At 66.1% G+C, this 24,906-nt stretch carries 17 protein-coding genes; 6 read left to right on the top strand and 11 right to left on the bottom strand.

The annotated features are described in order from the left end of the window. Nucleotides 1-10: 10 nt before the first annotated feature. From ABZ783_RS13075 to ABZ783_RS13055, 5 genes are all read right to left on the bottom strand, one after another. A complete protein-coding gene (locus tag ABZ783_RS13075) occupies nucleotides 11-304 on the bottom strand; it encodes a hypothetical protein (RefSeq protein ID WP_357436976.1) in 294 nt (97 codons plus the stop codon). Then, nucleotides 301-1,503, bottom strand: a complete 1,203-nt coding sequence (locus tag ABZ783_RS13070; protein ID WP_357436973.1) for an FAD-binding oxidoreductase — start codon at nucleotides 1,501-1,503, stop codon at nucleotides 301-303. Before ABZ783_RS13070 ends, ABZ783_RS13075 begins: the two co-directional genes overlap by 4 nt. Continuing rightward, the gene (locus ABZ783_RS13065) at nucleotides 1,500-1,775 is read right to left on the bottom strand and encodes a hypothetical protein (RefSeq protein WP_357436970.1); all 276 of its coding nucleotides are present in this window, start codon (nucleotides 1,773-1,775) and stop codon (nucleotides 1,500-1,502) included. The genes ABZ783_RS13070 and ABZ783_RS13065 overlap by 4 nt, the downstream gene beginning before the upstream one ends. 201 nt (nucleotides 1,776-1,976) lie before the next feature. Then, nucleotides 1,977-2,747, bottom strand: coding sequence for a hypothetical protein (locus ABZ783_RS13060; RefSeq protein ID WP_357436968.1), 771 nt, complete (start codon nucleotides 2,745-2,747; stop codon nucleotides 1,977-1,979). Between the two features lie 100 nt (nucleotides 2,748-2,847). Next, nucleotides 2,848-3,318, bottom strand: coding sequence for a hypothetical protein (locus tag ABZ783_RS13055; protein ID WP_357436965.1), 471 nt, complete (start codon nucleotides 3,316-3,318; stop codon nucleotides 2,848-2,850). A gap of 186 nt (nucleotides 3,319-3,504) precedes the next feature. Here ABZ783_RS13055 and ABZ783_RS13050 point away from each other — a divergent pair, with 186 nt between their 5' ends. The 5 genes from ABZ783_RS13050 (at nucleotide 3,505) to ABZ783_RS13030 (ending at nucleotide 8,882) form a co-directional block, all read left to right on the top strand. Further along, a complete protein-coding gene (locus ABZ783_RS13050; protein WP_357436962.1) occupies nucleotides 3,505-4,965 on the top strand; it encodes an XRE family transcriptional regulator in 1,461 nt (486 codons plus the stop codon). Beyond that, nucleotides 4,962-5,897, top strand: a complete 936-nt coding sequence (locus tag ABZ783_RS13045; RefSeq protein ID WP_357436959.1) for a phosphotransferase — start codon at nucleotides 4,962-4,964, stop codon at nucleotides 5,895-5,897. The genes ABZ783_RS13050 and ABZ783_RS13045 overlap by 4 nt, the downstream gene beginning before the upstream one ends. A 143-nt stretch (nucleotides 5,898-6,040) precedes the next feature. Next, nucleotides 6,041-6,766 carry a hypothetical protein gene (locus tag ABZ783_RS13040; protein WP_357436956.1) on the top strand — a complete coding sequence of 242 codons (726 nt, stop codon included), beginning with the start codon at nucleotides 6,041-6,043 and terminating at the stop codon, nucleotides 6,764-6,766. A 381-nt stretch (nucleotides 6,767-7,147) separates the two neighbouring features. Beyond that, a complete protein-coding gene (locus ABZ783_RS13035) occupies nucleotides 7,148-8,242 on the top strand; it encodes a DNA cytosine methyltransferase (RefSeq protein WP_357436953.1) in 1,095 nt (364 codons plus the stop codon). A 40-nt stretch (nucleotides 8,243-8,282) separates the two neighbouring features. Beyond that, complete coding sequence (locus ABZ783_RS13030) at nucleotides 8,283-8,882, top strand: very short patch repair endonuclease (RefSeq protein ID WP_357436950.1); 600 nt, start codon at nucleotides 8,283-8,285, stop codon at nucleotides 8,880-8,882. Nucleotide 8,883: 1 nt separating this feature from the next. Here the strand turns inward: ABZ783_RS13030 and ABZ783_RS13025 are convergent, their stop codons facing one another. The 6 genes from ABZ783_RS13025 to ABZ783_RS13000 form a co-directional block, all read right to left on the bottom strand. Next, nucleotides 8,884-10,692: a DUF1998 domain-containing protein gene (locus tag ABZ783_RS13025; RefSeq protein WP_357436947.1), complete on the bottom strand. Its 1,809-nt coding sequence runs from the start codon at nucleotides 10,690-10,692 to the stop codon at nucleotides 8,884-8,886. Continuing rightward, nucleotides 10,673-13,843 carry a helicase-related protein gene (locus tag ABZ783_RS13020; RefSeq protein WP_357436945.1) on the bottom strand — a complete coding sequence of 1,057 codons (3,171 nt, stop codon included), beginning with the start codon at nucleotides 13,841-13,843 and terminating at the stop codon, nucleotides 10,673-10,675. The genes ABZ783_RS13025 and ABZ783_RS13020 overlap by 20 nt, the downstream gene beginning before the upstream one ends. Continuing rightward, nucleotides 13,840-15,360 carry an NERD domain-containing protein gene (locus tag ABZ783_RS13015; RefSeq protein WP_357436942.1) on the bottom strand — a complete coding sequence of 507 codons (1,521 nt, stop codon included), beginning with the start codon at nucleotides 15,358-15,360 and terminating at the stop codon, nucleotides 13,840-13,842. Before ABZ783_RS13015 ends, ABZ783_RS13020 begins: the two co-directional genes overlap by 4 nt. Further along, nucleotides 15,357-20,012: a DEAD/DEAH box helicase family protein gene (locus tag ABZ783_RS13010; RefSeq protein WP_357436940.1), complete on the bottom strand. Its 4,656-nt coding sequence runs from the start codon at nucleotides 20,010-20,012 to the stop codon at nucleotides 15,357-15,359. The genes ABZ783_RS13015 and ABZ783_RS13010 overlap by 4 nt, the downstream gene beginning before the upstream one ends. A gap of 707 nt (nucleotides 20,013-20,719) precedes the next feature. Next, nucleotides 20,720-21,364 (bottom strand): response regulator transcription factor, encoded by a 645-nt coding sequence (locus tag ABZ783_RS13005; RefSeq protein WP_357436938.1) that lies wholly within the window; start codon nucleotides 21,362-21,364, stop codon nucleotides 20,720-20,722. After that, entirely contained in the window at nucleotides 21,316-22,620 is a 1,305-nt protein-coding gene (locus ABZ783_RS13000) for a histidine kinase (RefSeq protein WP_357436936.1), read from the bottom strand. The genes ABZ783_RS13005 and ABZ783_RS13000 overlap by 49 nt, the downstream gene beginning before the upstream one ends. Nucleotides 22,621-22,730: 110 nt before the next feature. Between ABZ783_RS13000 and ABZ783_RS12995 the strand changes: the two genes are divergently transcribed. Beyond that, complete coding sequence (locus ABZ783_RS12995; protein WP_357436934.1) at nucleotides 22,731-24,842, top strand: MMPL family transporter; 2,112 nt, start codon at nucleotides 22,731-22,733, stop codon at nucleotides 24,840-24,842. Nucleotides 24,843-24,906 lie beyond the last annotated feature (64 nt).

Genomic DNA, 24,906 nt, shown 5'->3' with positions numbered 1-24,906 from the left:
TGTCGTATTTTTATTCTCTTGGTCCAGCCCGCGCTGTGGACGGGGAGGGCGCCTCGAGCCTCCGCGTCGCCTCGGCCGACTGCCACCTCCGCAGGGCGTCCTTGATGCGCCGATTCTCGGCGCGGGCCTCGTCCCGCTCCCGGGACCGTACTCTCAGCTCGTAGGCGAGTCGGTGCAACAGCGCGTCGACCTCGTCGACCCGGTAGCCTCGCCGGCCCCGGCGGGTCAGCGGGATCGGCACGGCAACGATCCGGTCCGGGGTGAGCGGCCCGTCCAACGCGTGGCGGCTGCGATAGACGGTCATCGCCACGGGATCCGTTCCGGCAGGTGGATCCGCTCGGCGGGCACCCCGGCGGCGAGCAGCCGCAGCCGCGACCCGGCCAGCATCGCCGGCGGCCCGCACACGTACACCGCTTGGTCGGGGCGCAGGTGGTCGAGGGCGACGGTGAGCGCGTCGCCCCGCTCCCCCGGCTCGGCCAGATCATCGTGGGAGAACGCCGGCACGATGGTCAGCCAGTCGTGGCGCAGCTTGTCGAGGGTGACCGCGTCGTACAGGCTCTCCACCGAGCGGGCCCCGACGACCAGAGCCACCCGCCGACCGCCCGGGACGGCGGCGACCTGCTCGACCAGGGCACGCAGCGGCGCCAGCCCGGTGCCGCCGGCCACCAGCAGCAGGTCACCGTCGACCAGGCTCAGCCCGGTGTCGACGGGCGGGCCGAGGTGGAGCAGCTCGCCGGGGCGTACCTCGTGGACCAGGCTGGTGGAGACGGCGCCGCCGGGGACCGCACGGACGTGCAGCTCGACGGTGCCGTCCGGGCGCGGCGCGTTCGCCGGGCAGAGCCAGCGCCACCGGCCAGGCCGGCGCGGCGAGCACACCGACACCGCCTGGCCGGGCCGGAACGACAGCCGCCGCCACGGTCGTACCGTCAGGATGGCGACCCCATCGCAGGCCCGGTCATGGCCGATGACCTCGGCCGGCCACCAGGCCGGGCCATCGCCCATCCGCCCGGCGGCCCGCTCGATCTTTTGCCAGGGCACCTTGGTGTGTAGCGCGTGGTCGATGACGGCGGCGTGCGCCGGGCGCAGGCCATAGCGACGGTACGCGCGGCCGAGCACCGCCAGCAGCGCCAACCTGTTGGGGCGGTCGTCAGCTCTGCTCACGAGCTGGTGCAGCGCGGCATGGAGCAGCGGGGCCTCCCGTTCGGGCAGCAGGCCCGGGCAGCGGTCCTCCACCGCCTCCCAGAAGCTCGCGACGCTCCGCTCGTTGTGCCTTTCCAGGACCCCGAGCAGGTAGTCGACCGCGCGCCGGTGCTGCGCCTCCGACCAGCCCAGACGCGGGATCTCAGGCTCAACCTCGACGCCGGTCGCGCTGGTCAGCGACCGCGCCGGGTGCGCCTTCAGCCGGTCCCAGTCCATTCCGATCAGGTACGGGGACAGCTCCGCGTCCGCCGCCACCAGGCTCAGCCAGCGGGCGACCGCCTCGCGCGCTTCCGGCTCGGTCATCGGATCTGGTCCTTGGCCTCGCCCTGCTCCTCGGCTTCACGCTGATCGCCGATGAGGCCCGCGGCCAGCTGCTCGGCGGTGAGGCCGGCGGCGTCAAGGGTGGCGTGGCCCCAGCGGGCCAGGCGGCACGGGTACGGGACGCGTTCGCTGCGGCAGAGCAGGCCGTGCGGCCAAGGCTCCGGCGCGTGGACGCGGACCGCCAGCGTGGCGACGGACAGGTCCTCGTCGGTGACCGGGGTGAGGACGGGGAAGTCAGCGAGTACGGCGGACATCGGTGGGCGCCTCCGGCGTCGTGGTGCGTGGAGCGGCACCGGGGCGGGCGGGGACAGCAGATCCGCGATCGGGGGACGCGGTACGCCGGAGCCCAGCACCCGCCCCGGGCCATGCGCCCAATCTCGCTGTGGTTCAGGCATGCGGGTATGCCGACATGATCGTGAACGGCATGCACCATGCGTATACGGATGGTGACGCGGTCAGGCTGAGGCGGGCTGCCGGCTCAGGCGGTGGGCGTGCCACTGACGGGCGGCGTCGAGGAGCGGCCCGCGGTGCGGTGCCGGAGCGCTGCGCTGCATCCGGCCCCAGAGGCGGACCATGGCGTCGGTGAAGGCGGTAATTGCCTCCCCGTCGGCTTCCGCGAAGGCAGGGATTCGGACGGCCCATCGCTCGGCGTCGGCCGGGCTGTGGCCGGCGCGGATGAGGCGGACCAGCATGAAGGCGGTGTCGATCCAGGCGGCGCCACGGCAGGGGGCGGACCAGTCGACCAGCCGAAGGCGGTCGCCGAGCAGGAAGTTCCGGGGCGTCATGTCGGTGTGGAGCAGGGTGTCCCCGTCGACCAGTTCGGGGGCGATGAGCCCGCGCCAACGTTCACGGAACGGCTGCACCTCGACTGGCGGGCAGGGCGTCAGCTCCCGGGCGAGCGCGGCCAGCAGGTCGGCGACGGTGTCGAGGTCCGGGGAACCGGGTTCCAGGCACGGGTGGCGGCCGGGCGCGTGCTCGAAGCCGAGCACAAGCCACCCGTCCCGCTCAACGGTCCAGTAAAGCCGAGGTGCCGCGTCCGGAAGCCAGGGGTTGATCCGGGCTTCCTTGCGGTAGAGCCAGGCACCTGGTCCGTTCGCCTGGCCGCCCTTACAGAAGACGCGCCCGGCGGAGGTGTAAAGGGTTACGGCAAGTTCGCAGGCCGCGCCGTCGGACAGCGACTCGGCATGACGGACCTTGCCGGCGTGCCGCTCAACCTCACGTCGCACGAAGACAGAGAGGTCGTGCCAGTGATGGCGGCGCGGCATTCGTGAGCCTTCCAGAACGGCGGTCCCAGACAGCGTATGCCTGGAACCGCCGTGGGAGGTGTCAGCGTGTCGGACTGTCGTGGCAGCCGGCGTGGCACTGGTTGCACTTCGACTGGCATTCCGCCGCTCCGACCCACAGCTCCTGGTCGATGGCGAGTCCGGCGGCACGGATCGCGGCGACCGCTCGGGAGATCGGCACCCCGAGCGGTTCCGGGACCGACGGGCCGGTTTCCTCGGACGGCGGGTCGGGCTGATGGTGAATGAACCGTCCGGCGACGCGCTGGCAGAAGTCGGCGTATTGGCGGGTGTGCAGGATGAACGTGTGCCAACCGACATCCACCAGGTCGCTCGGACCGAGCGGTTCGGTGGCGGTGGCGCAGGCGGCGAGGAAGGCGAGCGCCTGGTCCATGATCCTGGCCGGCAGGTCAGCGGCCAGCTCGGGATGGTCGTGGGCGATGCGGGCGGTCAGCTGGGCGAACAGCTCGTCGGGGACGAGTGCGCGACCAGTGCTGACCTGGTCGATGGTGAGCATCCTGCTCCTTCCGTCAGCGGGAGGTTGCGTTACAAGCAGGCTGCGCAGTACCGGCTGCGGACAGCATGACGCTGCGAGAATCGTCGATATGCGCGGCGCGTATACCGCGACCCTGCAGAACGGTTTGAATGGATAGGCTCGACTGAGCACCATCGACATAGCCACCCGCGAATGGCGAGGTTGCCGGTGACACGTGCGAACTGCCCCCGCTGTGGCGGACGCCTGGCGCGCGACAACGACAGCGGACGCTGCGCGCCCTGCCAGGCCGCCGAACGTGACCGCCTGAGCAGCCCGCCCGCCGTGCCGGCGAGCTTCTGGGAGCACGGGCCGGTACGCCAGGCGCTCGCGGAGCGGCACCTCGGGCGGGTGATCCGGGCGTACCGGTACCACCCGTATCACGGGCGAAACCCGCTGCCGCAGACCGTGGTGGCGGGGTGGCTGGGGATCACGCAGGCGCAGCTCAGCCGGGTGGAGAACGGGCCGCCGCTCGTGCACCTGGATCGGCTGACCCACTGGGCAACGCTGCTGGGGATCCCGGCGTCTCGGCTCTGGTTCACGCTTCCCGGGCGGCTCCCCGTCCCGCCTCCACAACCCGCCGAAAACACTCCTCCTGATCTGGATCAGCCAATGGCAACTGACGAAGGCCGGCGGGCCTTGCTGGCCGGTATAGCGGCTGTCGCCGCAGGCGCTGGTCTGCTGGGCACCGTCGCGGTCCCCCGTCCCCGTCGGCTCGGCTCAGCGGACATCGTGCGACTCAACGCTGTCCTTGAGCTGTATCGGTCGGTGGACTACGAGTGCGGTGGCGGGCTGCTCTATCGGGAGGTCGACCGCTTCGCCCAGTCGGTATACGGCCTGCTCGACTGGTCGCACCCTGAGGCGCTGGCACCCCAGCTCGTCGCATCAGTCGCAGCGGTCCGCCAACTGGCCGGCTGGACGGCTCTCGACGCGGGACTGCACGACCACGCGCAGCGGCATTTCGTCGCCGCCGAGCGCGCCGCGTTGGCGGCCGATGACGTACTGCTCACGGCGCGAGTCCGCTACTGCCAGGCACGGCAGCTGCAGCACCAGCGCCACAATCGCGACGCGCTCGCCACCCTGCAGCTCGCCCGGCTCCAGCTCGGCTCCGCAGCCACACCCGCTGTCTCGGCGATGCTGTACGGCGCGGAGGCTGCATCTCTCGCCGCCCTCGGCGAGCGCCGAGACGCCCTGACCACGCTCGGAAGGTCGACCGACGCGTTCGACCGGGTCGTCGTGGACCAGGAGCCGGAGTGGATGCTCTTCTACGACCGAGGTGAACTGCTGGCCCAGTACGGCCGCGTCTATCGGGATCTGGCACGGACTGACAGCAGGTATGCGCCGGAGGCGGTGCGCTGGGTTCGGGAGGCAGTTGCCGCGTTCGGCCCGCAGAACGTGCGCAGCCTGGTGCTCAACGAAGTAGGCCTCTGCAGTGCGTTGTTCCTCGCCGATGACCCCGACCAGGCGATTGTTGTCGGCCGTCGTGTCATCAAGCGCGCCGGCAGCCTTACGTCCCGACGAACGGTCGACCGCGTGCGCAACCTGCACCGTGATCTGGTCAAGCATCGGCCAAATTCTGCCGTTGCTGCCTTCGCCAGAGAGCTCACAACCTTGGAGCCTCAGTCGGCATGACCGGGACAGGTCGCTTCACAGAAGAGGTCATGACGGCGGCCATGCATCAGGTCGCTGGTCAGTTGAGGGCGCCTGCTGATGACGCCCGCCTGCTTCGCCTAACCAACAACGCGGTGTTCGCGCTGCCGTCGGCTGGCATCGTCATCCGCCTGGCCAGATCCCGTCGACTGACAGACCGGGTGTACAAGGTGATTGAGCTCGGGCGGTGGTTCGAGCAGGTCAACGCGCCGACCATCCGTCTCGCGCCCGACGTCGACCAGCCTCTACGGGCCGGTAACTTCCTGGCCTCCGTCTGGAAGTACGTCCCGCCAGCCGCACCGAGCCCGAAAGTGGATGACCTCGGAGCCGTCCTACGCGACTTCCACAGTCGTCGTCCCCTGCCAACGCTCCTGCCGCCTTGGGACCCCATCGGCGACGCTCGGTCCCGCATCGCCGACGAGGAGGGGCTGAGCGACAGGGACAGGCAGTTTCTGCTTGCCTGGTGCGACCGCCTACACGCCCCCGTCGCCGCCCTTCAGCAGCGGGCCGGCCCGTGGCTCGTCCACGGCGACGCCCACGTGGGCAACCTGCTCCGGAAGGAGACCGGGCAGGTGGTGCTTTGCGACTTCGACGCCACGTGCCTCGGCCCGTGGCAGGTCGACCTGGTCGCGGTAGCCATCGGCGAAACGCGCTTCGGCCGACGCGGCGCACAGGCCGCCCTCGCCGCCGCCTACGGCTACGACGTCACCAACGACACGGACTGGCCCCTGCTGCGGGACGCGCGGGAACTGAAGATGATCTCCGCTGCGGTTCCACTGCTCCAAAGCTCTGCTGACGTCCGAGCGGAATTCAACGCTCGTCTGCGCTCGATCAAAGACGGCAACCGCGACGCCCGATGGAAGCCGTTTGCAGAGCTCAACCACCAAGCCGGGATACGAAAGGCGTCGCGGTAAGCATCCCTGGCTGCGGCGCCCCAACCGGTCAGCCACGCCAACGGCTGATGCAACCCTTGCCGCTGCCGTGGCAGCTGAGCGTACTGGTTCGCATGGCCGGTTGGGCCTGTCTACGTGCAGTTCAAAGATGGCAGGATGCGATCATGAAGCCCCGCATCGTCCGGACGAACGAAATCCTCCGCTATGCGCGTGACGCCAGCCCGCTTGAGGAGAGGCTGGACGGCTACCTCAACTACTACTTCGTGATGTCGTCGTCATGCAGGAGCCTGCCACGCCTCCAGCTGGAGCGAGGAATCAATGCGCCTGCAACCGTTCAGGGGCCGGACGGTGCACGACGGCCGGTCGTTGCCTTGCGGTCCAGCCCATGGAAGGCCGGCCATGCAACTAACCCTTGGTTCGATGAGTTCGACCTAGACCACAGCCGTGTTCGCTACTACGGAGACCACAAAGCAGATACTCCAGGTTCGTTCGGCTCCACCGCAGGCAACAAACTGCTGCTCGACGCCTGGCCCCTCTATACAGCGAGTTGCGTAGAGGACCGGCTCCTCGCGCCACCGCTCTCGCTGTTCCGCTCGGTGACCGTAGAACGGGACGGGCAGACCCTCCCGAAGGGACACGTACAGTTTTGCGGCGTCGGCGTGATCCGGCGTCTCGAGCCCGTCGTACAGACGGACGATGCCACCGGCGGCAGCTTCCCAAACCTGGCTCTGGAAATCTCCGTAATAGACGTTTCCGACAACGGCGACGCGATCGACATGCGCTGGATCGACGATCGCCGTAATCCAGAGCTGGACAGTCTCCAGGCAAACCGCTACGCCCCACTCTCCTGGAGCCGTTGGGCCAGAGAAGGGCGCCAGGCAGCTCGGTAGCTCTCAGGCCCTTCGTCCGCGCTCCTCGCAATCCCAGCGACGTCTGCGAGTGAGACGGAGAAGGTCTGACTCGTTGGCAGCATCCCCACCAGCAAGACGCGAAGCAACTTCAGCTACGCTGCTGGACCGCAGGTCTCCTCGTCCTCCTGGTTACAAGCCACGCACGAACCAGCGGTCGAGGGACGTCGCAGGCGGCTTGTACGGTCGACGCAACGCGTCTGGATCCCCTGGTCGAGAAGGAAGAGGCCGTTGGAACCGCTCCCCCCTCCCACCACCTTACGGCCAGCGCGCCTCCGCGGCAGCGATCAATCTGATCAATACCATTACCCCATCACCCCTGGCGGTCTATGCGTGACGACGCCTTCGGCCCAGGAGGAGAGAGTGTCGGACACGTTGCAAGGCGAGGCGGACAAGCTTCGAGTCGTCGACCTCTTCGCCGGTTGCGGCGGCCTGACGGCAGGCTTCCATAGCACCGGCCGGTACCGGTCGGTAGGGGCCGTCGAATTCGATCTCGCCGCTGCCTCCACTTATGCAGCGAATTTCGGCGAGGAAAACATCTACTGCGGGGATATCGCTGAATGGGTCAAGAAAGATCTACCGGCGGCTGAGGTCGTAATCGGCGGCCCCCCTTGTCAGGGATTCTCCAGTTTGGGCAAGCGCGATATCGGCGATCCGCGCAACTCCATGTGGCGACAGTATTTCCAGGCCCTAGTGAAGATCAAGCCCGCAGCGTTCCTACTCGAGAACGTCCCACAGTTCGAACGCTCCAGCCAATTCCACAGTTTTTGGAAAGAGACGTGGCCTGGCGGGGCGCTGAGCGACTATACGTTGAGCTTCAAAACTATTGTCGCCGCCAGTTTCGGAGCAGCACAACTACGCCGCAGATTCATCGTTATTGGGACCCGCAAAGACTATCCGCAGATACTTGTGCCGACCGGGAAAGTACCACGAGAAGAGTGGAGAACCGTACGCGACGCAATCTGGGACCTACGCCACTCCGTCATCCCGGACAACACAGAGCTTCCGGACGACATGGACAGGTTCTTCGATCAGGAGGTGCCAGGGGTTTTCAAGGCATCGGCCCTCGATTTTGCACGGCGATATTCGGATATCTCGGTCGAGCGCATGAAGTGGATCCCACCGGAGGGGGATCGGCGCAGCGTCCCACAACATCTCCTTCCGCCATGCTGGGTGGGACGGACCGACGGCATGGACGTGTTTGCGCGCCTTCGCTGGGATCGGCCTTCAGTCACCATCAGGACGGAGTTCTTCAAGCCCGAGAAAGGCCGCTACCTGCACCCCGAGGAACACCGAGCTTTGAGCCACCATGAAGCCGCGTTACTTCAGGGCTTTCAGGATGACTTTAAGTGGTGCGGCACCAAGATCCAGATAGCCCGACAGATTGGCAACGCCGTGCCGGTTGAGCTGGCCGCAGGTCTGGCAGAGCATATTGCCGCCACACTGGATCCACGCTAACCGCTCAGTACCCACGGCCCGATGCGTGATCCTCTCGGCCGTGAGTACCGAGCTGGTCTCGAACCTCGTGGATGCCCATACAGTGCTCGAGCAGCGAGTGGAAGAGGAGCCAGAGATCCCGGCAACCATCGGATTTGATCACATCACTACGCTGAGGGCTGTGCCCGACATTCCCGTGCCGAGCTCAGCTGGCGTCAGTGATCGCATGCAACGGCAGCGCCGAAAGGACACGCGGCCCGAGCTTGCGATCCGTCGATCCCTGCATCGCGCAGGGTTACGGTATCGGATCTGCATGCCGGTCACTGGCTTGCGTCGACGGACGATCGACATCGCCTTCACCCGGATCAGGTTGGCCGTGTTCGTGGACGGTTGCTTCTGGCATGGCTGCCCTCAACACGCAACTTGGCCGAAGGCCAATGCGGCGTGGTGGGAGGCGAAGATCTTGAAGAATCGTGAGCGAGACCGCGAGACCACCCGCAAACTCGAGGATGAGGGCTGGACGGTCGTGCGGATCTGGGAGCACGAGTCAGCCGAAGATGCCGCGGCCCGACTCCTAGAGTTGGTGAGGAAGATGCGCACAGCAGCGGCCCCACTCCGGCTTGTTGCGCCGCCGCCGGAGGCAACCCGTACGCCACGATGACTCACACACCCGATCCGCGCCGGACCTGATCGAGGACGTGGTCGAGGAGCCCAGGGACGTTCCCTCCACCAAGAACGAGCTGGCGGTCCAGCAGACGATTAGCCGTCTCGCACGATGTCTCGCTGACGAGCGCACATCCGTGGCACGCCGACAAGTTGAGCTGCGACGAGCCTTGACGGTCACTCTCGATGCAAACCGGATCATTCGAGCAGACATCGGCGTCGCCCAAAGCAGCCAGCAACAGCGAAAGGACCTTGTCCGGCTCACCTAACCGGACAAGTCCTCCGAGGGTCCCCTGCGCATCCCCGGCGGCCGTGTAGATCAAGATGCCCGCAGTGCGGTCTGGCCGGTCGGAGTGGGCGTAGATGCGTTCTTGAAGAGACGCGGACGAATAGCCGCTCGCGAACGCGAGCCTGCGGATGAGCAGGTGAGCGATCGTGTGCAATGCGATGTAGCGCGGCTCAGGCACATCCAGGCGGTGAGCCCAATGGCTGGAGTTCCGCCGCTTCACCAAGATATCGGCCCGCGCGCGGACTTCAGGCAAGCTCTCCCACTCGGACACCCGGTCCTCGTCAAAACGAAGGAAGATCCCTTCGCCGAACATCTCGATTGCCGGGTATACCGGCTTTCGCTTCCGATCGGGCCCAAGGTCCGCTGGGACGAAATCAGCCTCGCCGCTATAGCGTCGAAAGCCACGCAACGCCCGAACCTCACGGACCCGTCGCACTTGGCCCACGCTGACAAGCCGGCTTGTCAACGCCGCTGGCCACGCGGAGTCGTTCGGCACCTTCCACCCGTCAACAACGAAGTCGCCACCGCTTTGGTCCCTGCCGCCTTCAAGCTTCTTGAGGAAAGCCGCCCACTCCCCGTCTTTCAGGTCGAGAAGCGGAGCCTCTCCGGAGTCGTCACCCCCAGCTGCGAGGCTGAGAACGTCTTCCACCGATACCCCTAGCTCGTCAGCAATCCATCCGGCCACAAGTTCTGCTTGTGGTCCACCGTTGTCAGCGACCACCTTCTCGAAGTAGACGTGACTCCGAATTTGGTCCACCTTCTCTGCGGACCGCGGGCGTTGCTCTGGGATGTCGAGCGCCGAGAGGCGCTCGGCGATGTAGTTGCCGGTGGCGCCGCGCTGAACAGCTCTGAGACGGTGCTCGCAGCCGTTGCCAGCCTTCGGCTCTTCCCAAGGCTGGGCGCCTTCGCATCGGATGCCGTCACGGTGCAACGACTCTGCGCCCACTAGGTCGGAGAGCGGGCGGGACCGCTTGCAGGCGTTGCAATTAACCCGAAGCGATGCCAGGCCTTCGCCGTGCTGGGACGAGCGTACGAACTTCAGTTCCTTGTATGCACGGCAGAACCGCACGGCCTCGGTGACGCCCGCATCGTTGCCGCGGTGAGCCCATTTGAACCAGGGAACGTCCTGGATGTGGCTGCCCTTCTCGCAGATGGCGACATACCGCATCGGCACAAGCGCCCCACCGCATTCGCATCTGTTGGTCCACCGGCCCTTCTTCCTGCCCGTAAGCTGCGAAAGCTTCGTGCATCGCTCGCAGAAGCGCCAGGCTGGGAAGCGCCAGTAGAGCAAATGGGCGCTGTCCTTGCCCGCGCGCCCCGAGTGAGCCGGTGCTTGCCGAAGGACGCCTGCGCCTAGCCGGGCGAGGAGTCGTTCGCAGCTGATCTCGGGAGCGAGCTTGCGATCCCACCAAGACGTATCGGGCGCGATTAGAGACTCGCCGAGCACGTCGACGATGGACCCCACACCGAACGGGGTGATCGTTTCGGAGAGCCGAAGATCATGCGTGATCCGTTCCACGGTCGCCCCCTTCCAAAGGCTCACGGACCTGGACGGCGACGTTCGGCTCGACCGATCGCATCGAGTCGGCGACGAGCCATCCTTCTCCACGCTGACCGAATCGCTTCAGCAGTGCTTCGTCGTCTGCCTTCCGGCGGTCGTAGAACAAGTTCGCTCCGGCATCGCGAGCAAGCTTCGCGCGGCGATCCCAGTCGCGCAGCAGCTGCCACGTCTCTTCTTCAGTCTCCTTGGCCTCGATGTACTCCGACCGACTCACCATGTCGACGAACGTCGTGACGAGCCCTTCGATCGCTTCGCCCAACTGACTGTCGTCAAGATCAAGGCTCGATGCCGAGTCGTTCGCTACGAGAGCCGGGATGGAGTGCCTCAGCAAAGCAACAAGCGCGCCTGCCAGTGATCGCGCGCGGGATGCCATCGACCACGGTGTGACGCTCGTCGGCTCGACGTTGCGGTAGAGCGCCTCGTGATAGCTCCGAAAGGTCTCGAAGTGCGAGCGATCACGTGCTCGGTTCGACCTGAACAGAGTCGTGACGACGCCGTTGTTCCGTCCACGACCGACGCGGCTGGTGGCCTGGATGTACTCGGCTGTTGTCTTCGGCTGGCCGACCATCAACATCAACGCCAGGCGAGGGATGTCGATGCCGACCGACAGCATGTTCGAAGATAGGACGACGTCGACCGCCTCATCACTACGATCTGCGCTTCGACCCAGTTCACGCAGGTCGTTAGGGAGCTCCTCGGGCCCTCGCCGGCTGGTGAGCTCCAGCACTCGATCGGCGCGAACACGACGTAACGGCAGGCCCAACCGCTCTGAGCGAGGTTCCAAGCGCCCGTTCACGTCGTCGACTACCAGCGTTCCCGTACGCCCGAGCTCGCGGAGACTGTTGTGATACATCACGGCGGTCCAGTAGGAGTCCCGTGTCGCACCAGGATCGGGTTCCTTGGCCAGCACCTCCGGGATCTCGATCAGAGGCGCGGCCGCGGCGATGACTGCGGAAACCTGCGAAAGGGACTGCGGCATCAGGCCGACGTATAGGCGGCCTTCGCCGCTCTCAACAGGGCGGGAGAAGAACGTCCTATCGCCGTCGAGCCCAGCTGGCGGGTACAGCGCAACGCTTCGCCCGTACAGCCCTCGGACCTGTTCGTCGGATGCACGGATCGTGGCCGTCGAGGCTACGATCTTGGGAGGCGCACCACCTCGACTCAAGAGGATCTGGAGCACAGCGTCGAAGACGGCAACCGTCGTGCCGAGCGGCCCTGACAGCAGGTGCAGCTCGTCTTGGATGATCATCGACGGCTGCCGGAACGCGGTCCCGAGGCCGAGCAGACTTCCCGCCTCTGGCTTGAACTGGAGGCGTGCGAACTTGTCGACCGTTGCAAGCAGGATCGTCGGCGGCTCTTCGTAGAGGACCTCATCGACCACAGCCACGGGGAGTTCTTCCCTGAACCGACAGCTTGCACGGGTGCAGTGGATGACCACATCGTTGCCGATGGAACGCAAGCCATATTGGCTCAGATCGTGAGACTTGGCCTCGGGCAGGAGCGCATTACCACACCACGGGCAGCTCTCGACCTGGAATTGATTCGCTTCCTCCGGTCGGGCCGCCTTGTGCAGGCGTTCAAGGGCAGCTTTAGCTTCTCGCCGGGTGCCAGGCGTGACCTCGTTACCGACCCAGAGGCCGATCGAAAACTTTGCCATGCCCTTGGCCCGCTCGTCATCGCGCCGGAGCAGCTCCATCGCGCAGACGAGCGACGCAGCACGCTGAAACTGCTGCGATGTCAGCAGACGAAGCGTGTATCGGGTGATCACTGCTGTTCCGGCACCCGCGATTCCGTGAGCGATCCGGCGACGGAAGATCTCGATCGCCGCCAGTCCGAGGTAGGCCTCTGTCTTTCCACCACCCGTCGGGAACCAGATCAGATCGACGAGCCGGCGATCATCGTGCGCCTCGTCGACGGTCGACGCCAGGGCCACCAGTAGGAAGCCAAGCTGGAACGGGCGCCATCGGGGCTCCTCGACCCCGTCCGGATCGTCCCCACGCTTGATCGCCGACTGGCGCATCTGCAGTCGCATCGCGGTCATCCCGAGTGCAAAGGCTGTCCGCAGCGACGCCTGTTCAGGGGAGCGCAACAGGTTGACGCCGGCTTCCATGCGATGCACGGCGGCGCGTGCTCGGCCGGTGATCGATCGCGCAATCGGTGCGTCGGGCCCGAAGCTGTCAACGCGGTCCTCCTGCGTCGACACCCAGTCGGAAAATGCCTTGACAAACGCGTCGAGCATCGAGGTGACTTCGGCTGTCTGTTTGTCGATCCGTGACAGGTTGTCGAGCCGCAGCGCCTTGGCCTCGTGGGAGGCGGGGTCGAACCCCGTGGTCTCGACCGCGGGGACGACGAATGCCGGCACGGGGTCGAGGAAGACGCGGCCGCACTCGCCATCGGTGAGGTCCCAGTCGGCCGCCATGCCGTGCCCGACGGCATAGACCTTCCTGTCCCGGTAGCGGAGTCGCAGCTCCGCCGACTCGGCGTCCAGATCCAAAGACCTCGGGCCGTCGTACTCGCAGAACTGCCCGCCGGGTTCAGGCGTAACACTGAGCGCGACTTGAAAGAGCATCAGGCCGATGTCAAGCCGGTCGTTACCTGTTGATTTCGACAACACGCGCGCGTGCACCGTTACAAGGTGGGCGCTGCCATAAGGGCGCCATCTCGATCCGATCTCTATCGGTACGTCCCCTGTGTTGAGCTGATGCGGAGGCCGCTCCTGGGAAAGATCGAGTCCTTGGAACCGGAAAGGGCGGCGTTGCCAACGCGGCGGACCGTCGTCCTTGATCGGTTGGTAGGTTCCCCCCGAAAAATCGCACGAGACGGTCGGCCTGTCCGTGACGAAGGAGATCGCGACTGACGAAGGGCGCCAGTCCTCGGCAAGCGGCACACCTGCACCGCTCTCCTCCACGTCGCCTGAGGCCACATCAGCCTCAGCCTCAGGATCGGACTCCTCCGCGTTCGGCACCGAGGATTCGGTTGGAAACAGCATCCCGACGGCGTACTGACGGTCAGGCATGTTGAGGACGACCTCGTCGTCGCCTCCATCGGGTCCGAAGTATGCCGCTCGCAGGTGCTTCAGCGTGATCTCCTGCGCTCTGGTCCGGGTCATTTCGTCACCAGCCGCTGTCGGAGTAGTTGCTGAAGTCGTCGCTTGTCATCCTTGGATGCAACAACGTGCAGAGAGACGCGAGCGCGTGTCGCCGCGACGTAGAAGGCTGCGGTGCCGACTTTGTCGAAGGACGAAGGAAGGTCGCAAAGGACGACGTGCTCTGCTTCGAGGCCCTTCGCGCACCGGGGGCTCGTGACGGTGAATCCGTGCCGTGTCAGGTAGGGGTCGGCCGTCGAGGTCGTACTGATGATCCAGATGTCTTCCCTGCGCACTCCGTCGGCCGCCAATTGCCTCGCCACAGACTCGGCTTCGTCGACATCGGGATCCCCGCCGGGTGTGTGCCAGCGGACCTTCTCCCCATGGACGATGCCCGGATCTCCGATGTCCGCTCCGAGGTACTCCTGCACCACGTGCACTATCGCCTGAGTGTTCCGTACGTTGAGGTCCAGGTCGACCGAGAGCGCCTCGTCGGAAACGAGCTCGAAGACGTCCTTGTCGAAGCTGCCGTCGACGTGTGCTTGGTTGTTCGGGTCGAGGCACATTCGCCATCGGCCCGCGGCCAGTCCACCGACGACGACTGTGTCGAGTGTGTCCATCCCCTCGGCCGTCATCAGATCCTGTGCCTCGTCGACGAGTACAATGTCGTAGACCTTGACTGCGTTCAGTTTATCGAACGGAAAAACGTCTATTTCCCGACCGGCGACGTGAGGAGCGAAAAAGCCGGTAAGCTCCGGAGAACGGAAGGTGATCAAGACGGACCTTCCTTGGTCCGCCTCCTGCTTCGCTGCTTCGGCCAGGACGAGCGACTTGCCCGTCCCGGCGCCACCGAACACCATTACCCGCGGGTTGCGCGCCAGCAAGGCGAGGACCCTGGCCTGACCGGCTGTGGCACGGTTCTGCTCCTCGATAACTGCACCGCGTTGGGCATCGATCACGGGCATGCGCGTGAACTCTCCGAAAAGACGCGCCCGAAGGTCATGGGCCCTCGCGATCTTCCGGCCCGCAGGCGCCTTGCGAGCAGCCGCGGCGATCGCATCGAAAGCACCGGTCAATCCGGCAACACTCATGTCGTCCTTCGCCAGCCATTGAGTCGGCTGCCATTCGACGGAGTGCGGAGGCGTCTCGATGTCAGGCGTAATAACGATGGCCTCGTGCGCGAACCAGCCGACTCCTTCTTCTTGGAGGATGTCTCTAAGCGCATACATGGCGGACTGCGCCTGTTCCATTGGCGAGCTCGCCAGCTTGTGCCAGTCGCCGCGTCGGTCAATGCTGTACCAGAGGCCGTCGTATTTCCTCACGCCGCCACCCTTGACCTCGACGAGAACCACCACCCCCTTCCACAGGACGACAAAGTCCGCCTCGGCCTGCTGCTTGTAGGCGTGGGAGCGTAGTTTCACGGAGTGGAAGGCGACCGCGTCGGCGTCGCTGTCGACCTGTCGCAGCAATCGAGCGATCCTGCGCTCGGCGTCGCTGCTTGCGTTCTTCTCGATGTCTTTCAGGTCAGGAACAAGAATCACGCGCGCTGCTCCCGCCAGAGGTCCTCGTAGGCTCGGTACCCGAGAAAGTCGTTGACGTCGCCGAAGTTGTCCGCCATGTCCACGATCAGGCACTTGTCCTTTCCGCCATTGGCAGGGCCTCGCAAGCCACGTCCTGCCATCTGGATGTAGGCGTTCGGACTCAAAGTCGGGCGAGCGATGTACAGCGCGCGGACGCCAGGGGCATCGAATCCCTGGATCAGCAGGTCGCAGTTCGCCAAGACACGGATGTCGCCTCTCTTAAATCGTTCGATGTGGTCGCGGCGCACTTGCCTACCGGTCTGTCCGCTCACCGCAGCGGCCTCCCGGCCGCGATACCGTAGCGTCGCGGCGAGCACCTGGGCCGAAAGGACGCTGGGAGTGAACACCAGCACCGGCCAGTCCTCGTCCAAGCTCATGATGTGGTTCACGAGGATCGACATGCGCGCCTGGTCGCGCCCGATGCGGTCGAGGACGCTGTGACTGATCCGGCGCTGCCTCTTGGCTTCGGCGAGCTCATCGGGCCGAAGGGCAACCTCGATGCCGTCTAGTACCTCGTGCTGGACTCGAGCAAGCACTCCGAGCTCTGCAAGCTCCTTGTATGCGTTTCCCTCGAAAGCTCGCAGCTTTTGCCTGCCGAACCTGCTTGCGAGCGACGCCGTCGCAATCTCGGAGGTTCCCTTGAACGGCGTCGCAGACAGGCCGACCAGAGGGCGTTCCCAACCGCGGCCGGCCACACCGAGCCAGTTCAGGATCCGCGTGTACCTCTCGGAGTCGCCCGCGCGGTGGCCTTCGTCGACGATGACCGCCGAGGCCTTGCTCAGCCACTCGTACTCGTGGCTGCCGAGGATTACGTCGAGCTTGGCATCCGTCGCGACGATGACGCTGAACTCCGTATCCGGCTCGTGCACGGTGTTGCTCTCCCACAAACGGCCGATCGTGAGAGGACGCTCATCTCTGAGCCCGCGCCAGACGGTGCTCCAAGTCTGCACAGCTTGCTCGCAGAGCTCCTGCGACTGGGCGATCCATAGAACCGGGCCTCGAAGAGAACCGTCGATGAAAAGCCTGAGTACGGTCTCCGTCGCAACACGTGTCTTGCCCGCACCGGTTGGGAGCTCCACCATCGCCTTGTCATGACGACCGTTAGCGTCACGACGAGTGAGCACCCCTCGGAGCTGATCACTGATCCTCTGCTGGAACTCGTGAAGAGGGTTGAGCTTGATCGCGCCGGGAACGACGAACTCATCGTCTTGGTGCTGGTTGCGGCGGCCGGCGTATTCGGATCCAAACCCCATCTTCCTCAACCACGAGATGGTCGCTGCGCCCCCCGCCCATGCCTTCGGAACGTCGGGGAACCCCTCTTCCCGAAACTGATTCGCGAGCAGGCTTACGGAGTCCGCGCCATAGACGGTGAGGAACAGCTCGGCGACGGAGGTTGTGTCATCGACCAGGCCTTGCGCTTCAAGCGCCTGCCACAGCCCCTTGGGCAACGCATCACGCAGATCGTCCGGGCCGAAGTAGACTTCAAGTCGCTCGGCGTCGGTCGAGACCGCCTTGGCCTCTTGTCGGAGCATCTCCAGTCGGCGGTCGAGGCCCGTCTGGAGGACTCTCTCGAGCTCGGCGTTTGACAGACGCAGGTCAAAGGATTCATTGACGAACCGGAGGAGCCGGCGCTCGTCGGCATCGCTGCGAACCACAAGACTGAGTCCATCGAGGTGCCAATCGCGCGACTGATCCTCGACACCGTCCTCGGTGGTGACCCGCTTGACAATTTGGACAGCTCGAGTAATGGTTGCGTTGTTGACCTTGTCAGCGACGTGGGTGCCACGTAGCCCTGTGAAGACGTCAAGGAGCCTTTCGCTCTCCTGCAGTCCTTCGATCAGCATCGAGAACGCAAAGCTGTCCTCGAACCGGCGGCACCCCACCGATTCAACAAGCTTGTCGCCCTGGTCGTCGGTCACTCGCAGATAGGGACGCTGACGCGACGAAAGGAAGTCTGCCTGCTCTTCCGTTGTGGCGAGGTAGACCGACGCCGGAGCACGTCCCTCGATCGCTCGCTTCACCCGAGCTGGAATGCTAGGAGGTTGAGCACCCGGATACGCGACACGGCTCGCCTCGAGGATGAAGTCGACGAGCACAGGGTCGGAGATGTGCGCCGCAAACAGTTTCGATTCGAGCGCTTCCTTCAGCACGGAAACGGGTATGCTTTCGAGCTCATCCGGCAGTTCCAACGCCTCGGCAACCCGCGCTGGCCCGCGGAATAGCGGGAGGAGATGTTCGTATTTGACAAGGGATGGGGCTACAACATCGGCCGGGGCACGAAGCCCGCGGTTCGACTGCAGCATGCCGGCACAGTCGACGGCCCAGCGAACTGGCGACTGCACGCGATGGGTTTTGCCGGTGTCGAGATCCTCACAGGTCCAGTCGGGATTGTCAGCTTCGAGCAACCCGAGGGTCCACTTCACGCGCATCTGCAGCGACGCTTCTGCGTCGCGCAGCATAAACAGCATGGAGAATGGACCGGGTCCTTTGCCAGGGTAGAGCTCGATGCGCTCGATCGGGCGCTCGCCGGGGCCCTCTTTCGAGTTGAGGGTCGCCAAGACCCACTCCCGGTACTGTTCCAGAAACGTCTCGTCTTCCGCGGAGTAGTCCTTAACGGGCCGGAGAACGACTCCCAGTTGATGTGCCACCTCAGGCACACAGCGGCTACGGTCCAGAGTCTTCGATGCGAAATCGTCACCCAAGAGCTCTTCGAGATCGAATACCTGTCGAGGCCAAGCCCATCCGCCGTCGCGCGTCGGCACCTTCACCGGGAAGGACTCTCTGGTCAACACCTTCACGGCATGGGAAGCAGGCAGCTCGAGAACGGCGTCCCAGAGCCTCGAGAACTCCTCGTCGCCCGACGTGCTCGAGAGCATCGTAAGGCGCGCGTTGAGGATGGCGAGCGGGTCCAAGTTCCGGAAACCGGCTTGCCTGAGGCCATCTTCCACGCCGCGCTGCTTCAAGAATTCCGGGGAGACGAAGACGCCGCCTTCGATCTCAATCCCCTCCTCCTGGCGGAGGAAGACGATGTTCTTGTCCATCAAGGCGCGCATGCCATCGGTGGTCGGGATCACCTTGGCACGATCGACATCATGCAGATTCAGGTTGCTGCATACGAACTTGAACGCATCTGCAGCGGATGCAGCATCCGCTCCTTCGGCCCACTCCCGCAGCCATGAGAGAAGTCCACGTTTCGCCATCACCTCCAGGGCGCGCTTCGTATCCCTCTCGCCATCCATGAGGCCGTGGGATGTCGCTGCCACGAACAGCTGCCGTAGGCGCGTAAATCGCTGCTGTGAGGTGTAGCAACGCCAATGCGGAACGTCGTCCCCGGTGTTCGGGGAGTTAGCCCATGCCTGATGGTCCTTCGCCTCGACCCCGATGGCGAAGTCCAGGGGGCGCAGCCCCGTAGCACGTGCCAAGATACCCCTGGCATCAGGGACGAGCTCAAGGCTAGCTGCTATCTGCGGCACGTGCGCGCAAAGCAGCTCGTCGCCGAACGAGAGGGCTTCCTTGCCTCGTGCTGGCATGTAGTCGAGGTGAGCCGCGGGATCGTCCAGGGTGCTCACCCGCGGCAGGACGCCGACGAAGACTTCCGAGAGCGTCCGAAGAATCTCGCGGTTGTACTCGTTCCTGAGCAGCATCGTCCTGTCGTCGTTCACGCTCCACGGAGCGTTGAAGAGAGCGGACGCCGAGGTCTGATCTTCGAGCGGAAAGTAGGACCAGAACCTGCCAATGCGCTGCCTTGCATGGCGCTTCGGAATCGCGACGGTAACCTTGACTTCCGCACGCGAGACGGCTTCCCCGACCTCCTTTCGAGCCTCCAGCGACGGTGCATGCATCCGGTCTATGACGATCCATTCGTCGCCCCCGCCATCAGGGCGCTCGATTTTGAATAATCCATCTCCGAAGTCGCGCGATACATGGCTCGTCTCGAACGCCTCTGCGCCGAGCACCCTCAGCTTAATCTCCCGTACGGCGCTGACGAAGAGGAGGAACTCCGAAGAGAACTCTTCGATCTCTCTGCGAAGCCGATTAAGATTGGACGCACGTGGAAGCTTGATGACGGTGGCTGCCCATTCGGCGAGTTCCGCGAGAATGGGATCCTCGGCGAATGCGGAGACCGGGTCGATGACCGTTGCGGTGCGAAGGGCCGGATAGCGCTTCGCGGTAGGATCTATCTTCGCGATCTCGGCCTGAGCTGCGCGCGAGTTGAACTCGAACGATACGGAGCGGCTGAAGACCTGCGGAGCACCCGAAACAGCGAGGACGGACTTGAACCCGAGTCCGAAGCGTCCGATCTCGTCGCCCCGCTTGCCACTGAGATGAGCATGTGTGATGGCGGTAAGCCCGTTTTTTGAGAACGAACGTCCCGCATTGGCACAGTAGAGCGTTTGGTTTCGGGTGTCGAGAACGATTTCGACCCGACCAGCGAACTGTCCTTGGTCGTCGCTGATCCCCGACATGGCGTCGGCGGCGTTTTGCACGAGCTCGAGGAGTGTCCGATTGGCATATCCTCCGACCCGGATGGATTCCTCGTGGTTCGCGTGCTCGGAGATGAGATGCGGGTTTGCTCGGTAGGAGGCGATGGCTCTGTCGAACTGATCCTTCACCTCTTGGGCGAGGCTAGGGTCCGGCGTCCAAGACTGGCGCGTGTTTTTCACGGAAGTGCACCCCTCACGTGCGAGGTCTCCGCGGCGCCACGACCGCGCCTTGACACGGGTGCGCAAATTCCGTCGGTGACCCGTCCTCCCGATTCGCCTGACCCCAGCGGCGGGTCAACCACGCCTCGACTGTTGCCGGAGCGCAAATATGCCAGCACCGGACCAGCAGCCGACTCGACTTCAACCGCGGGCACCACTTCCGGCCCAGCAAGCATCGACACCCACCTCCCCACAAAGGCGTCCATGGACCCTACGACACGAGTCCTCTCGGCGGGGCCCCCAGGTATTCAACCGATCAGACTGATTGAGCTGACCTTCTTACGCCGTCAATAACCCACGCAGCCGATTCTTGCCTCGAAGCAACTATCGCCGCCGCAACTGCCCAACTGCAGCTCACCGGCGCTCAACTGCACCATGAGTCCCCTCGGCCGTGAGGTGCAGGAGGCGGCCGGGGTGTTGGACTGCTTCCAGCATGCTCGCGACCTCTGTCCGAATTTGACAATCAGACCGACAGATGCCGCTAATTCGGACAGAATAGTCAGGTTCACGCTTGGCGATTCATCGGCCCGCAGAGGACCGGTCGCTTACCCCGACGTGATGCGCGGTCTCGACCTCAGGCAGCGGTGCCCTCGCCGAGGCCAATCCGCTGCTAACTCTCAGCCGTTCAGGTACGCGAGCACCGCCAACACCCGCCTATTGTCATCCTCCGACGGCGGCATCCCCAGCTTGCTGAAGATGTTGTTGATGTGCTTACTGACTGCCTTCTCGGTGACGAACAACCGCCCCGCGATCGCCGCGTTAGACCGCCCCTCAGCCATCAGCCCCAACACCTCCCGCTCCCGCGCAGTAAGTTCCCCCAACCGATCAGGGCCGGCGTTCCGCGCCAGCAGCTGCGATACCACCTCCGGATCCATCACCATGCCGCCCTCGGCCACCCGCTGCACCGCGTCGATGAACTGCCCGACGTTCGACACCCGGTCCTTGAGCAGATAGCCCACTCCCCCAGCCCGGTCGGCGAGCAACTCCCGCGCGTACAGCTGCTCGACGTGCTGGGACAGCACGAGGATCGGCAGCCCGGGCAGCTGCGCCCGGGCGGCGAGCGCCGCCTGCAGGCCCTCGTCGGTGAAGGTGGGCGGAAGACGCACATCAAGGACGGCGACGTCGGGGCGGTGCCGGATGAGCGCCGGCAGCACGGACGGCCCGTCGGCGACAGCTTCGACGACCTTGTAGCCGTAGGCGTCGAGGATGCGGGTCAGCCCGTCCCGGAGGAGGGCGAGGTCCTCGGCGATGACAACTCGCACGGCAGCTCCATGGTCACGACGGTGGGTCCGCCGCGCGGACTCGTCACGGTCATCGTGCCATCGAAGGCTGCCAGCCGGCGGCGTACCCCTGCCAGGCCGGTCCCCGCGTCCACGGTGGCGCCGCCGCGGCCGTCGTCACCCACCACCATCGTCAGCAAGCCGCTCTCAAAAGACAGACGGATCCACGCACGGCCGGCGCCGCTGTGTTTGGTGACGTTGGTCAGCGCCTCGGCGACCGCGAAGTACGCCGCGGATTCGACCGCCGCGGGTGGGCTGCCGGCCAGCTGCACGTCGAGGTCCACAGGCAGCGGTACGGCCAGGGCGAGAGCCTGCACCGCCCCGTCGAGGCCCCGTTCGGCGAGCACGGGCGGGTAGATGCCGCGGACCAGGTCGCGTAGCTCGGCGAGGGCATGGCCGCTGCTTTCCTGCGCCTCGCTGAGCAGCCGCTTCGCCGCCGCCGGGTCGTCAGCGAGGAGTTGCTCGGCCAGGCCGATGCTCATCCGCAGCGCGACCAACCGAGCCTGAGCACCGTCGTGCAGGTCACGTTCGATGCGGCGTAGCTCGGCGGCCTGGGTGTCGATGGTGTCGGCGCGGGTGGCGGCGAGGTGCTGGACCCGCAGGGCCAGTTCCTGCGCCCGGGTGGGTTTAAGGAAGAAACCGGCGAAGCGGAAGTGCAGCCACAGCAGCCACCGTGCGACGGCCAGCCCGCCGACGAGGAGCAGCCACCCCTGCGGCGCGGCCAGCCACGCCTTGAAGATGTTGTCCATCGGCCAGAACACCCCGTAGCCGTACCAGTCGATGGTCAGGTAGAGCACCAGCGGCACGAACAGAACGCCCTCGAGGCCGTACCCGGGCAGCACGAACGCCAGCAGACACACGCCGCCGGTGATCGCGCCGGGGACCAGCCAGGCGAAGTCCCGCCAGGTCGCCGGATCCGCGACCACCCACCGGAACCGCCGCCAGGTGCCAAGTTGGGCGCCGTCAGGCACCGGCCCGTACGGCGACGCGATCGGCACCCCGCCCCACCGGCTCAGCCGCCGTTGCAGGGTCAGCGACGCCCGCACCAGCACGGTCACCGCCGGGAACAGCGCGAACCCGATGCCGAACGCGGGGATGAGCGCTAGGGAGACCACCGACAGCGCGAACAGCGCCACGTTGGTGATCAGGCTGAGCAGGGCCACGGCCAGGCCCTGCACGGCGGCGACCGCGCCGGGCCGGATGTGCCGCCAGACGACCGCGCGTACGGAGCTGTCCACGGCGCCCATTCTCCGCCCACCCGGCCACGGGAATCGGTGGTGCTACCACCACCCGCGTTCGGGACCTGGCACTCCTGCCTTCGACCGTCGCCGGCCGAAGGATCGACGATATGACCACGACCAGGCAAAAGATGGCCGGCCTGCCGTCCGGCCGGCGCAGCAAGTACGTGATGCTCGTCTTCTGGCTCGTCCTCGTCGCGGCGGCCGGGCCGCTCGCGCTGAAGCTGACCGAGGTGCAGGACAACGACGCCCTCGGCGCGCTGCCCGCCACCGCCGAGGCCAGCCGGACCGTGCAGCGGGCGGAGCAGGCGTTCCCGGACTCGCAGAAACCCCTGGCCGTCGCCGTCTACGCCCGCGAGGCCGGGCTCACCGACACCGACCGCGCCAAGGTCGACGCCGACCGCGCAACCTTTGCCCGGTACGCCGACGGCGGGCAGGTGTCCCCGCCGGTGCCCAGCGACGACGGGCAGGCGCTGCTGCTGTCCTTCCCTGTCGCCGGGGACGCCGATCAGCGCGCCGACGCGGTCGCCGGCATCAAGGACCGCCTGGGCAATGATGTACCCGATGGTTTGCGGACAGCGCTGACCGGCCCGGCCGGCGGCGAGGACGACGTGTTCGACGCGTTCGCCGGCATGGACACCACGCTGCTGCTGGCGACCGCCGCCACCGTCGCGTTGCTGCTGCTCATCACCTATCGCAGCCCGGTGCTGTGGTTGATCCCGCTGATCACGGTGGCGCTGGCCAACCAGCTCGCCAGCGCGGTGGTGTACCTGCTGGCCAAACATGCCGGGCTGGCCGTGGACTTCCAGAGCCAGAGCATCCTGACCGTGCTGGTCTTCGGCGTCGGCGTGGACTACGCCCTGCTGCTCATCGCCCGCTACCGGGAAGAGCTGCGCCGGCACGCCGACCGGCACGCGGCGATGGCCGTCGCGCTGCGCCGGTCGATCGGCGCGATCGGCGCTTCCGCGGCGACCGTGGCGATCGGGCTGCTGTGCCTGCTCGCCGCGCAACTGCCGTCCACCCGGGGGCTCGGGCCGGTCGGCGCGGTCGGGATCGTCGCGGCGCTGCTGGCCATGACCACGCTGCTGCCGGCCGTGCTTGTCATCTTCGGGCGGTGGCTGTTCTGGCCGTTCGTGCCCCGCTACTCCCCCGACACGGTCGGAGTCGACGTCGCGGTCCAGCACGGGGTGTGGCGACGGATCGCCGGGTTCGTCGGCCGGCGACCCCGCGCGGTGTGGCTGGCAACGGCGGCGGCGCTCGTGGCGCTGAGCTTCGGCATGGTCAACCTCAGCATCGGCATGCCGCACGACGAGTCGTTCACCAAGGAAGTCGGCTCGGTCACCGGCCAGCGGATGATCGAGGTCCACTACCCGAAGGGATCCGTCGCACCCGCCGAGATCCTCGCCGCCGCCGCCCCGGCCGAGCAGGTGGTAGCCGCCGCCCGTACCGTGCCGGGAGTCGCCGAGGTCGGCGCGCCGGAACACTCCCCCGACGGCCGCTGGGTACGCATCGCCGCGGTCCTGGCCGACACGCCGGACAGCGACGCGGCCCTCGAGACCGTCGACCGGCTCCGCGCCGCGGTGCACGCCGTGCCGGGCGCGCAGGCCCTCGTCGGCGGAGACACCGCGTACCTGCTCGACGAGGAACGCACGGTCGACCGGGACAACCGGGTCGTGGTGCCGCTGGTGCTGGCGGTCGTCCTCGTCATCCTGGTGGTGCTGTTGCGGGCGCTGGTCGCGCCGCTGCTGCTGCTCGCCAGCGTGGTCCTGTCCTACGTCGCCGCGCTGGGCGCCGCCGGGCTGATCCTCGACGCGATCGGCTACCCGCACCTGTTCGTCGGGATCCCGCTGCAGACGTTCCTCTTCCTCGTCGCCCTCGGCGTCGACTACACCATCTTCCTCAGCACCCGGGCCCGCGAGGAGACGGCCCGGCTCGGGCACCGGCAGGGCGTGCTGCACGCCCTGACCGTGACCGGCGGGGTGATCACCAGCGCCGGCATGATCCTCGCCGCCACGTTCGGCGCGCTGAGCGTCCTGCCACTGGTGCCGTCCGTCCAGACGGCCGTGATCATCGGCGTCGGGGTGCTACTCGACACGTTCCTCGTCCGCAGCCTGCTCGTCCCGGCCCTCGCGCTGCACGTCGGCCGCCGCACCTGGTGGCCGAGCGCCCTGGCCCGGCCGGCGTCCCGGCCCGCCGCAGAGCGGATACCTGTGGCGTCGTAACCACCTGGCCGGGTGACGCCCGCCGGGGAAAGCTCCCGCGCCTGCCGTGCCCCTAGGTAAGGCA

Source organism: Micromonospora sp. NPDC047738 (assembly GCF_040642675.1).
GTDB lineage: Bacteria > Actinomycetota > Actinomycetes > Mycobacteriales > Micromonosporaceae > Micromonospora.
Note: the sequence above shows the minus strand (reverse complement) of the source record. Positions and strands in the feature narration are given on the sequence as shown.